The sequence below is a fragment of the Edaphobacter sp. genome, from assembly GCF_035532915.1.
Lineage (GTDB): Bacteria > Acidobacteriota > Terriglobia > Terriglobales > Acidobacteriaceae > Edaphobacter.
The window spans coordinates 17252-27723 of record NZ_DATKQC010000223.1; the positions used below are offsets into that span (position 1 = coordinate 17252).

Genomic DNA, 10472 nt, shown 5'->3' on the forward strand with positions numbered 1-10472 from the left:
TCCCATGCCAGCACCCCAGCAAAACCGAACACGCTCCCGCAGGGATGCCGAGGATGGAATAATCCTCGTCTGGATTCTCATTCTTGCCGTCGCCGGAGTCGTCTACTACATCGCCTATAGCCGCCTCCACATCCGGGTCGACGAACTGGTCGAACTCACGATCTATCCGCTGTTGGCCGCGACCTTTTGCTATGAGTGGCTCCGCTTTCAAGCAACGAAGAAGGCGAAGATGGAAGAAGTCTGGCCGCGGCCCATCCCAAACATCTCGCCTTCCGAGGACCGCCGGCATGTGGAACACGCGCGGGACAACCACGCCGTCCTGCTGGGCTATGACATCTACGGCGAGCCAATTACGTGGTCGAACGACACCCGCACCTACCAGGCCAATTGTTTCGGTATGACCGGCGGAGGCAAAACAACCTTGCTCCACGGTGTTACCGAGCAGGACATCGCCAGCGGAGCGCCGATTATCTTCATCGACGGCAAGGGCGACTGGGAACTATTCGAGAAACTAATTCCAGCCATGGAAGCGGCCGGACGCATCCATCAGTTGCGCGTCATTAACCCCATGCGACCGGACATTTCCGCCAGCTACAATCCCTTTTGGTCGATCGACGGCAGCTATGAGGACCACATCAGCTTCATCTTCGAGAGCTTCAAGATGGAGAAGGATTTCTTCGAGGGGCACCAAAGGGTGTACCTCGAAAACATCGCCCGCATCCTCCACTACACCGGCAAGCGCTTTAACTTCCACGACGTTCTGGTCGCGGCCTACGACCAGGACATTCTGGGCGAGCAGATCAAGCTGGCGATGGACCGGACCCGCGACGCGGATTCGATCACAGATCAGCAGCGGTTGACCTTGCAGATGAGCGTGCGCAACCTGCTCGAATCCTTCGGCGACCGGGAACGTGTCGCCAAAATCCAGGGTCTCATCAACAACCTGATGACGTTCATGGCCGACGATCTCGCCATCATTACCGGCCCCTACGACAACCTGCTCTCGCTCGACGATGTGATCGAGCAAAAGCTGATTCTCTACGTCAGCCTGAACGTGAATGTAAACGAGCGTGCGGTGACGGCGCTCGGCCGGATGCTTCTCCAGAACCTTCAGTTGATGATTGGCAAACGCTATGCTGAGGCGCAGAAAGGCAAGGAGCAGCCCTTCGTCAGCGTCATCATGGATGAGTTCTCGCCCTTCGCCTACGAGAACTTCGCGCACATTCTGGTCACGGCCCGGGGCGCGAACGTTGCCTTTTTGTTTGCGTTGCAGAGCGCGCCACAACTGCTCCAGGTCGGCCGCGGCTTTCGAAAGGATGTGGCCAGCGCGCCGAATACCACCTTCATGCTGCGCATCAAGGACGAGGAAACGGCCCAGGAGTTTTTGAAAGCCTCGTCGCGAATCCGCCAGATGCGGCGCTCTATGCGTATCCGGCGGGCGGGCGTCTTCCAACCCACCTACAAGGAAGAAGGAGAGGGAAGCCAGACCGAAATCAAGGACACGCTGGCCCAGGAGGAGCATATCAAGCGTATGCCAACCGGCCAGATGGAGATGCTTTTCCCCGACAGGATAAAGGGCATTGTGCATCGGCATGTACACATCCGTCAGCCGTTCCGGCACTGGTTTCCCGGCGTTCCGGAGAATCTTTATCCGAAATATGTCAGTTGCACGGACGATTGCGACGGCTTAAATCTTCGCTTTTCCAATCCAGATCTTGAAGAAAAGCGCACCCGGCAAGGCCGGAAAAGGAGCAAGTGATGATGAAGAAAGCGATTCTCTGTGCTCTGCTGCTGGCTCCCATGCTGGCTTTTGGACAGACGGGAGCAACCACGGCAAACGGATATCTGCCGCGCAGTTTGTACGACCCTGGGGTTGCGATGGAAGCGAGGGCATCGCGGCAAAGCGGTGTCGCCGCCGCCCTCGAGAAGATCAATCCCCAGAATGAGAACTACGGCCAACTGATCGATCAGGGGAAACTAGCGGCCATTGAGGAGACGATTGACAACTTCTATTGGCGCAGTTCGATGGTCCTGACTGTGCTTCTGATGCTGGCCATCATGTACATCATGTGGCTCTGGAGGGAGCGCGACCTCCGTCTGAGTATTTCCGGAGACATCTTGGCTCAGCTCTACAACAGCCACGTGACTTCCCGCGCCAAGGCGCTTGAAACCATCGAAATGCACAACAAACTTGCACGGCGGTACAACGCACAGACAGTTGAATTGGCAAAGTTGCGAGAGGCCAGCATACAAAAGGCCCCCCCCGCCGAATCGAAAGCGGGACTTGAGACGGCAGAATTGCTCCATGCCCAGCGTACAAAATCTACAGCCGATGTGCATGAAGAAGAGACACCCAGTGCGATAGCCGATCCCAATTCCGCCTCTGATGTTGTCGAAGAGGATGAGTGTGAGGCGGCGACGACGGGCAACGCCGAACAGCTTCGTGAACAATTGCGACAGAGCACTGCGCAAATAAAAGCGGGCGAACAGAAAATCTCGAACCTGAGAACGCAGCTCGCAAGGGCCCACCACAGTTTGGAAGAGGCGCGCGGGAAAACGCCAAGCCGGAGACAGGCGTGATCCTTCACTGTCTCAGCTTTGGCTCGCTGTGGTGGCTGCGGCCCGGGAATCATCCGGATTCTTCCGCTCGGTATTCCTCTGAAGCGGCCGTGTTCAACACAACGGGTTTCATCTCGGGTTCGCGCGAGCGCCGGAACTGGCTGGTGGCTGGCGTGGTCCGGTTCAATGTTGGCAGCTGTTTGGAGCAACGAATCCGACCAGACCAGATACAGCAACGCAAGTTCTTTTCTCCCGGCCCGGAGCGGAATGGGGTGCAAAACCGATTGCTGCTGACGCGAAAGATACAGGCCAATGCGCTGGCAGATCTTCTCTTGATTCGTATATCGGACGAGGAACACGGTCGCATATCGTTCGATTCGGAGTGGCGATCAAAGGGTGTGCGGATTGTTGCGGCGAGCGAATTTCGTGACAGGCAGGAGTCACTATTGCTCGTCCCGCCAGACGGATACGTAAAGACGAATCTAGGAGAGTGGAGGTGTGTATGGACAAGTACAACAGCTACGTTGACCAGGACGACAGGGAGCATCTGAGCAATTACGACGACGGGGACATCCAGAGAGAAGGATTACGCCTCGGCGTAGAACGGGATTTGCCACTCCTTCTGGCGACGAGAAATGCCACATTCGTGTCGCACGATCAGTTATTCCAACTGATGATCGATGCAAAACTGGAACGCGATCGCCGCTGTTTCAACTGGAGATTGCGGCGCTTGATCAGGGGAGCGTACATACGCAAGCTGCCGCCGATAGCCCCGTATAACGGGGTTGTTTACTCGATCACAAGGTTCGGATTGGCTACCTTAGAGAGCTACGGAGAAGGGCTGGTGAACGTCACGTCTGGGTCTCGTAACCTGCCGAGCGTCCTGCAGGCGCCTCATTTTCTCGAACTGAACAAAATTCAGCAAGCGTTCAAGAGATCGGGAGACCTGAAGAGTTGGAAGTCGGATCGGGAATTGATCTCCTTGAATTATGTGATTGGCTCACCACTTGCCAAGGACTACGATGCCGTCGCCGAAATCAAAGTAGCGGAGGATACCCTGAAAATCGCCATTGAATACGAAAGAACGCTCAAATCCGCCGACCGATATAAGGAAATTCAGAGAGCGATTCGTGACGAAGGCCAGATCGATATGGTGCTTTATCTCACGTCAACCCTCGATCTTGTGTTCACCTTGTCGCGCGCATTCAATCACCCGGCACTTCCAATGTGCTTCGCTTCTTCCGCAAAACTGCGGAGTAATTTGCTGGAGACCATGCTTCTGTTCGCGTATGGATCGATGCGTGAAACCCTCTCTTTGCGTGAAGCTATGATGACCATTGCGCCACTTAAAGGATAAGAAATCCGGGTTTTTGTTGGATTGCAGATGCTCCCTTTCGAAATGAGAGGCGCTGTTTTTTGGAACGAGCACTCACTCAAATTCATTACCGGTCATTGTGTCAGAGCCTTGTCCCAGTGTTGTTTTACTCTTTCCATCCCTTCCCGGTGCGTTCCCGGTGCGTTCCCTTTTCCGCTGTTAGTGGCAGATACAAAAAGAGTTATTTCTGACTACCCAGATGTTGGAATGCAAAAACGATGGTTTTGGACCTTGATTTATGTTTTCGCGGCAGAAAGGAGCTTTCAGTGATTTCTTCAGAGCAGATCATCACAGAGAATCGTGAGCAAGCCGTCCTGGTGGTGGACGTCAGTGGCGGCAAAGACAGCATCCGAATGCTGAGATTTTTAGGCGGGAAATTCCCAGCGATTCCGACCTATTGTGTCATGCGGGCACCGGCTTGTAGCACGTTGGTCCGGTTCCAGCGCTGGACTGGGCACGGTAAATGGCCGCACGGTTTGGTCTTCTATTGCGCGTTGTTCGGAACCCAAGCAACACATATCTGGAGATGGTTCGGCACGGCGGTAAGTCTCCAGCCGCGCAATTCCAACAGTGCTCGATCGACCAGATGCGCGGTCCGATCCAAAGATTCATCCGCCGATTGCCCCATCGCGTGGTGATCAATTGCTTGGGAAAGGAGCAGTGAAATGCGCAGTGGCACGCAGGTCGTCGATGAGAAACCGGATTGGTCTCCTCTTGAAACGCTGTTCGATATGGACGTGAGATCGATCGACCAATTCATGCACATGGGCAGGGTTGGCACACTTCAGCTTTACAAGCATCGAGGCACAAGGCGTTATCTGTACATTGATGCGGAGTCCGGTTTGTTCTATGAGAACTCGGACGCTGGGTATGTCGAGGTCTCCAAAGCGCACGCACTTGGGCGGGTTCTGTCAGTCGATGGTTGATCGCAAGGGACGTTCGTTTGCAAAATGTCCCAGGGAAACCCGTTCTTCACCCATATCTCACCCGAGCAATTTTCACTTCAATAAATCCTGCTATATCCGCCTGTCGTCATTCGACCGGAGGACCGGCCAGCCCTGCGTAGAAGCGCTGGATGCCATGCGCGTGGGCGACCGCGCCGGTTATCAACGCTTCGTGAGTGCAAGGCTTGAAGCCACGTTCTATCACCACCTGGAATCCTTCAGCACGGTTAAGATTTGTGCTGTGATTCGCTTCTGCCGCCGCGACGATTCATGACGGCAGCCCGATACAACTTTCATTTCACCCCTCACTCTAAAGGCGCCGATGCTGGCGCTTTTTTTGTTGTGCCCATAACACCTGAGTTCAAGGAGAGACCCCATGCTGCCAGGAGAAACCATCGCCAGCGGCGCGCCCAGGACATGCCGGAACTGCCTGAAGCACATGGAAGATGAAGTGCTTCGCTCGGCAGCCGGCTATTACATCGGAACGGTTTGGGACTGCGGCCCCTATTCCCGGGAGTCCGGTTACTACCGGACCGAGGCGGATGCAAAAGCAGCGCTCCAGTCAGGAATCTACTTCCTGCACTAAACCCGTCCCCCGAAATTTCAACCGAAAAGCCGGACTGACTGGCAACAGGAAATCGGCTTTTCACGTACTTCCACCGGCAATCTCTGCCCAAATCCAACCAAAGAGAGGACATTCCCATGAAAACGCAACGTCGCTACTCCAAACGAGAACTACTCGGCAGACTACGCGTCGATTATCTTTTCACCGCCGATGGACTGCCCGGCATCAATGAGTCTTCCTCTCGATGGGAGATACTCGGAGCTTTTCTGAAGGCTGGAGAAGCGAGAGCCGAACGTCTGATTGAAACCGATGGCGGGCTGATCTTCCTGCAAAGTATTCCGCATCGCCCGAACACCGGAGCGATTTACGTCTACAACGAGGCCGCCAAAGTGTTTCTATGGCTGCGCTTCGACCGCGACGACGACTTGAATGGTCCCGATTTCGACCGGGCCGTGTGGGCCTATCGGCTGCTGAGATGGACGAATCTGCTGGATCGCGCCGGAAGTCGCAGCGCACAGCATTGCGATGCCTGAATGCCGGGGCTTTCCCGGTCCTTTATCTGGTCAGATCGGGAGTGGAGACCCCGAAAGCGAGCGTTTGTCTCCCGATTTGACTGAATTTTGAACCCGATTTACAACCACTCAAACGAAAGGAGCAAACCATGTTCACTGCGGCAACGTCCCCTTGGATCCCACCCAGACCCACGCCTGAGATTCTGAAGGTCGATCCGGCCCTCGTTCCCGAGTACATGACGTGGTTTGTGAATCGGCGGGCCTATACACGACAATCGAACACGCCCAACCCCGATAACCAGCGCTACTACTATTACCAGCCGAAAGAGCGGCTTACGAAGAAGCGCCTGGCCCTCGACGCCAGCACGGTACGGAAACACCTGAGCGGTCTTCAAACCATCGGTCTCTATGCCATCAACCCGGAAACCCAGCGGTCAAAATGGGTGGCCATCGACGCCGATTACCAGCGGGCGCACCGGGATCTGGCGGCACTGAAGCTGGAGCTGAAGGAGGATGGTGTCGAAGCCGCGCTCGAGATGTCGCGGCGCGGCGCCCACCTCTGGATACTCTGCGAGGAGCCGCTGCCGGCGAACGACTGCCGCACCTACATCTATAACCTTGCGCTCCGCCTGGGCGTGCCGATCAAAGGCACCCTTAACCAATTGGATGGAATCGAAATCTTTCCCCGTCAGGATGAGTTGCGAGAAGGCGAGTTCGGCAACGCCATTCGAGGGCCTCTCGGTGTCCATCGAGCGAACATGCATCGCTACTGGTTTGAGGATGCCGCTCCCGATCTGAAGTCGCAGTTTGCCTATTTGCGACGCGTGAGGCGGCTCACGGCTGAGGAGCTCTCGACGTTCATCGAGGGACTTAGCATCCCGGAGGAGTTTCAGTCACGTCCGAAGATCGAGCAGCCCGCGGTTCCTTTTGAGAGCGGTCGTGGATTTCAGATCCTCGATCACGTTCAGGTGAAGCGGAAGGCAAGCAATAACTGGTGGACGCAATGCCCATCCTGCGCGAAGCAGGGACACGACCGGTCTGGCGACAACCTCGCCATTTCGGTTGGAGATCCTCGCTTTTACAAGTGTTGGGCAGGCTGCACCAAGGAAATGATTCGGGATGCCCTTGGCGTCCCAATTCGTCAACGGTAACCCGTAAAGGAGAGGGGAACGATGGACAAGCGGCTCACGCTCATGGCCCAACGAGGCCTCACCCTGCCGGAACTGACACGGAAGGAGATCCGCAAGACCGGTATCTTCAGCCGTGCCACGCTCCAGGTCGTCTACCAACAACAGGGCCGGCAATGGCTGTTGCGCGGCGAAGAGGCTGGTGGAGCGGTCGCGAGTATCGGCCGCTACGTCGGTTTTTGCGGTGTCAAGGGCCAGCCTCTGGCCTGGACGCAACGGGTGCAGAACTTCATGCCCAATGGAGTTCATGCGGTTGTGATCGAGCCGGAGTTCTGCCGGGTGGAAATGTATCGTTATGAAAACACCTACGATGTGCTCATCACCCGGCACTCGCTCTCCAGTACACCGGGTACACGCCCTCATCTTGAAAGCGGCATCGTCTTCTTTCGCCGGGCCGGCACACTGGCGACAGAACTTTGGGGAAGGGACTCAGCCTTTCGCGGCGGAGCCTGGCCACGGTTTCTCAAGCGCAACGGCGAAGACGAGCTGCCGCCGGAAGCCTTTCTCGATGTGCTTCTGAAAATTACGGAAGCGGTTTGCTGCTTGGGCTGCAAACATTGTCATTTGCTGGAACAAGGGATTCGAAGTGGGCGAGAAGTGGCGGTGACGCTATGAACAAAGAGCATCCCCGATTGGGTCAGAGACTTCAGACTTGTGGCGGCATTCTGCTTGTCATCTGGATTGCCGTTCACATGCGTAACCATCTCACCGTCTTGATTCCAGGATGTTTGCTTGTGGTCGCACTGATCCTCCGGCTCTTCATCGAACTCAGCATTGCGGGCGATGAAACGGACGAAGAACTGGAAGGGAAGTACGAGCAATTCAAGCTACTCAATCAATTCTCATTTTTGGCGGCCATGTTCGCGATTATCGGCTTGATGCATCAGCAATAAAGGAGTTTCCATGCGTATCTTCCGAAATCTATTACTGCTGGGCGCGGGGGCGACCCTGTTCTGGGCCGTGCGGCACAGAGACAAACTGCCGCAGGTTCCTCATACCTCTTTCTCTGCTCTACTTACCCATGCCAGCAGTCGGCTTTCCCCAATGGTTGCCAACGCCGGCACGGACATTCCTTTTGGCACCAGCAACACCGAGACTCTCCAGGGAGGGCGGTTGGCCGGTGATGAGCAGATTTATTTTTCTCCCGGCCAGAATGTAGAGCGAATCGATATTGGTCTGATCAATGGCGCGCGTTCCTCGATTGAGGTGGCCATGTACGCCTTTACGGGCCGGGCGATTGCACGGGCGCTCGTCCGCGCCGCGTCCCGCGGAGTTCAGATATGGATCTATCGCGATCGAGGGCAGTTCGAGCAGGAACAGGCACGAGGCTCTCAGGTTATGGCGATCCTTTCCGGCCACCGCAACATTCATGTGCGGGTCAAGGGCAGCGACGAATTAATGCATGAAAAAATGGCACTTTTTGACGATCGCGTCCTGCGGGATGGGTCCGGCAACTGGTCGGTGTCGGCGGCGCGCTATCAGGATAATCAGGTCACCGTGACCCGGGATACCCGCCAGATTGAGGATTTCGAGCGCGACTTCGCGGAGATGTGGAAGCGGCCCGGCAACCTTGTCGTTCAGTAAATTGCTCCACAACCAGCACTACAAGGAAGGAAAAATCGTATGGCAAAAGGAATGAATAAAGTCTTTCTGCTCGGTCACGCCGGCAAAGACCCGGAAATTCGAGCCACGCAAAGTGGCGTCACCGTCGCCAACTTCTCCCTCGCAACCGCCGACCGGCAGAAGCAGGGCGAGGAGTGGGTGGACAAAACCGAATGGCACAACCTTGTCGCTTTCAAGCGGACGGCGGAAGTCATTCGCGATTACGTCAAGAAGGGATCGAAGGTCATGATCGAAGGCAAGATCCAGACCCGGTCCTGGGATGACAAAGACTCCGGCCAGAAGAAGTACCGGACCGAAATCATCGTCAACGACCTGACGCTGCTGGGCGATAGCCACGGAGGCGAGAACGGGAGCGGCAGTTCGCGTTCCTCGAATTCCGGAAGCATTGGGAGAACTTCAGGCGGCTATTCTGATTCCGAAAGCTCGGGGTACAACAACCAGCACGAGTATGGAGATCTTGAGATCACAGATCAAGACGTCCCGTTTTAATCGGATTGAAAGCTGCTCCGTTCGTCGCCTGTGTAGGTAGTTTCTTTTACTCTACCGATTCCGACATTCCACTCGCCAGAGGCGCCCTTTCCCGAGAGCGCCTCTGGCGTTTTCACTCCCTTCGACGCCTCACCATTTCGCCTCAATCCATCCTGAAAGGACCATTCTATGCAACCTGAACTTTCAACAGAACAGCAGAGCTATCTCGAGAAGCTGGCCGTTCCCTTCCATCCCGACGCCATCCACTGGCGCGTCACGAACAAGAGCAAGGATGGGAAGCGGGGCCGTGTCATTCCGTACGGTGACCAGCGCGCTTATACCGATCGCCTCAACGACATCTTCACTCCGGCAGGCTGGACCCGCGCTTACCAGGTGACAACGCTGTCTCCCGTCACGCGCTTGAAACGCGACAAGGCCATCCAGACCGGCAAGGTGATCGTTACCTGCATCGTTTCGATTCACGGTCTCGGCGCTCACAGCGGAAGCGGGGAAATGTGGGCGGACGATGACAATGCTATGACGCGGGCAGAGGCCCAGGCCTTCAAACGCGCTTGCTCCTGTTTCGGTCTCGGCCGGTATTTCTACAACTTCTCCGAGATGTGGGTCAACCTCAACGATTACGGGCATCCGGTCAGCCTTCCGACCTTGCCCACGTGGGCGCTCCCAGCCGGGGTCGTCCCACTCAACCGGAATGAGGGACAAACCAAAGCCGGATCTTCTGTGAAAGCGAAAGGCAACCATTCCGCTCCTCAAGATGGCGCGGATCAGGCGGCAAACAAGAGGCTTGATACCGAGCTGACGAAGCAGATCGAAGGTATCCGGCGAAATGTCGGCGATGCGCTGTACTTCGAAGTGTTTCGCAAAGGCGGCTCGGCCCGCAATGCGCGCGAGCTCCCGGGAGTCGCCGCGCAGCAGTGGGTTCTGCATCAGTTGCAGACCGTCGATCGCGGCATCAGTCGCGTGCGTGCCCTGGCTGAAGAAGTGCACGAGGACGTCTTCTACGGCGTACTCGATGCACACAACGTCCAGTCGGTCGACAAGATCTCATCCTTCAAGGTGTTGAAGGCTGTGGTTGCGGAGCTGAAGAACAAAGCTCTGGGCGTTGCTGCCTGAACCCCCAAACCTGCAGAAGAAATAGAGGCCATGCGCACCGTGCGCGGGCCTCTCTTCTTTTGCGCCGGAAGGATTGTCCGATGAGTGCATCGAGATGTCCATCCG

At 56.1% G+C, this 10472-nt stretch carries 13 protein-coding genes; all 13 read left to right on the plus strand.

Features of this window, described 5'->3' with window-relative positions; all coding sequences use genetic code 11:
• The first annotated feature begins 4 nt into the window (after positions 1-4).
• The 13 genes from VMU57_RS10780 (at position 5) to VMU57_RS10840 (ending at position 10367) form a co-directional block, all read left to right on the plus strand.
• A complete protein-coding gene (locus VMU57_RS10780; protein WP_325383265.1) occupies positions 5-1759 on the plus strand; it encodes a type IV secretory system conjugative DNA transfer family protein in 1755 nt (584 codons plus the stop codon).
• Positions 1759-2580, plus strand: a complete 822-nt coding sequence (locus VMU57_RS10785; protein WP_325383267.1) for a hypothetical protein — start codon at positions 1759-1761, stop codon at positions 2578-2580. Before VMU57_RS10780 ends, VMU57_RS10785 begins: the two co-directional genes overlap by 1 nt.
• A gap of 481 nt (positions 2581-3061) precedes the next feature.
• Complete coding sequence (locus VMU57_RS10790; RefSeq protein WP_325383269.1) at positions 3062-3916, plus strand: hypothetical protein; 855 nt, start codon at positions 3062-3064, stop codon at positions 3914-3916.
• A 683-nt stretch (positions 3917-4599) separates the two neighbouring features.
• The gene (locus tag VMU57_RS10795; RefSeq protein WP_325383271.1) at positions 4600-4860 is read left to right on the plus strand and encodes a hypothetical protein; all 261 of its coding nucleotides are present in this window, start codon (positions 4600-4602) and stop codon (positions 4858-4860) included.
• Positions 4853-5152 (plus strand): hypothetical protein, encoded by a 300-nt coding sequence (locus VMU57_RS10800; protein ID WP_325383272.1) that lies wholly within the window; start codon positions 4853-4855, stop codon positions 5150-5152. The genes VMU57_RS10795 and VMU57_RS10800 overlap by 8 nt, the downstream gene beginning before the upstream one ends.
• A gap of 102 nt (positions 5153-5254) precedes the next feature.
• A complete protein-coding gene (locus VMU57_RS10805) occupies positions 5255-5464 on the plus strand; it encodes a hypothetical protein (RefSeq protein WP_325383274.1) in 210 nt (69 codons plus the stop codon).
• A gap of 116 nt (positions 5465-5580) precedes the next feature.
• Positions 5581-5976 carry a hypothetical protein gene (locus VMU57_RS10810; RefSeq protein WP_325383276.1) on the plus strand — a complete coding sequence of 132 codons (396 nt, stop codon included), beginning with the start codon at positions 5581-5583 and terminating at the stop codon, positions 5974-5976.
• A gap of 128 nt (positions 5977-6104) precedes the next feature.
• The gene (locus VMU57_RS10815; protein ID WP_325383278.1) at positions 6105-7106 is read left to right on the plus strand and encodes a TOTE conflict system archaeo-eukaryotic primase domain-containing protein; all 1002 of its coding nucleotides are present in this window, start codon (positions 6105-6107) and stop codon (positions 7104-7106) included.
• Between the two features lie 21 nt (positions 7107-7127).
• On the plus strand, positions 7128-7757 hold the full coding sequence (locus tag VMU57_RS10820; RefSeq protein ID WP_325383280.1) for a hypothetical protein: 630 nt from the start codon (positions 7128-7130) through the stop codon (positions 7755-7757).
• On the plus strand, positions 7754-8035 hold the full coding sequence (locus tag VMU57_RS10825) for a hypothetical protein (protein ID WP_325383282.1): 282 nt from the start codon (positions 7754-7756) through the stop codon (positions 8033-8035). Before VMU57_RS10820 ends, VMU57_RS10825 begins: the two co-directional genes overlap by 4 nt.
• Positions 8036-8045: 10 nt before the next feature.
• Positions 8046-8726, plus strand: a complete 681-nt coding sequence (locus tag VMU57_RS10830; protein ID WP_325383284.1) for a phospholipase D-like domain-containing protein — start codon at positions 8046-8048, stop codon at positions 8724-8726.
• Positions 8727-8765: 39 nt separating this feature from the next.
• Entirely contained in the window at positions 8766-9254 is a 489-nt protein-coding gene (locus tag VMU57_RS10835; protein ID WP_325383286.1) for a single-stranded DNA-binding protein, read from the plus strand.
• Between the two features lie 168 nt (positions 9255-9422).
• Positions 9423-10367, plus strand: a complete 945-nt coding sequence (locus VMU57_RS10840; protein ID WP_325383288.1) for a Rad52/Rad22 family DNA repair protein — start codon at positions 9423-9425, stop codon at positions 10365-10367.
• The last annotated feature ends 105 nt before the right edge of the window (positions 10368-10472 follow it).